The sequence below is a fragment of the Arthrobacter sp. UCD-GKA genome (assembly GCF_001863355.1).
In the GTDB taxonomy this organism is placed as follows: domain Bacteria; phylum Actinomycetota; class Actinomycetes; order Actinomycetales; family Micrococcaceae; genus Paeniglutamicibacter.
Map to the genome: position 1 here is coordinate 1 of NZ_MOLR01000032.1, position 677 is coordinate 677.

Annotated in this window: 2 rRNA genes; both read left to right on the plus strand. The window is 59.8% G+C overall.

Annotated features, from left to right (window positions below):
- Positions 1-306: ribosomal RNA gene (locus BLJ79_RS23620) — 23S ribosomal RNA — on the plus strand; the annotation flags it as partial.
- A 171-nt stretch (positions 307-477) separates the two neighbouring features.
- Positions 478-594, plus strand: a 5S ribosomal RNA gene (rrf, locus tag BLJ79_RS22200).
- Positions 595-677 lie beyond the last annotated feature (83 nt).

Consider the following 677-nt stretch of genomic DNA (forward strand, 5'->3'; position numbering starts at 1 on the left):
AGGAAATTTGAGAAGGGCTGTCCTTAGTACGAGAGGACCGGGACGTCCTTAGTACGAGAGGACCGGGACGGACGAACCTCTGGTGTGTCAGTTGTACTGCCAAGTGCACCGCTGATTAGCTACGTTCGGAAGGGATAACCGCTGAAAGCATCTAAGCGGGAAGCCCACTTCAAGATGAGATTTCCACGCCACCTTGTGTGGCGAGAGGCCCCCAGCCAGACCACTGGGTTGATAGGCGGGATGTGGAAGCGAGGACCAAAGACTCGTGAAGCTGACCCGTACTAATAGGCCGACAACTTCAACCACAAACACCACACCACCCCTCCGGGGTGGTTGGCAAGATACGCTGCGTCCACTATGCGGTCCCGAAACAACAACCCTGTTGTCGCGGAACCACAACAACACAACAACCACTATTGTGGTCGTAACCCATTTTTCACGCCCCCGGACCCTGTCCGGGCAGTGCGTGGCTAGAGTTACGGCGGTCATAGCGTGGGGGAAACGCCCGGTCCCATACCGAACCCGGAAGCTAAGACCCACCGCGCCGATGGTACTGCACTCGGGAGGGTGTGGGAGAGTAGGTCACCGCCGGACACCCTGTCCCGGAACCCCCAAGCCTGTGGCTTGGGGGTTCCGATGCTTAACGCCCGTTCCCGGCCCCCGGCACCCGCCGGGGG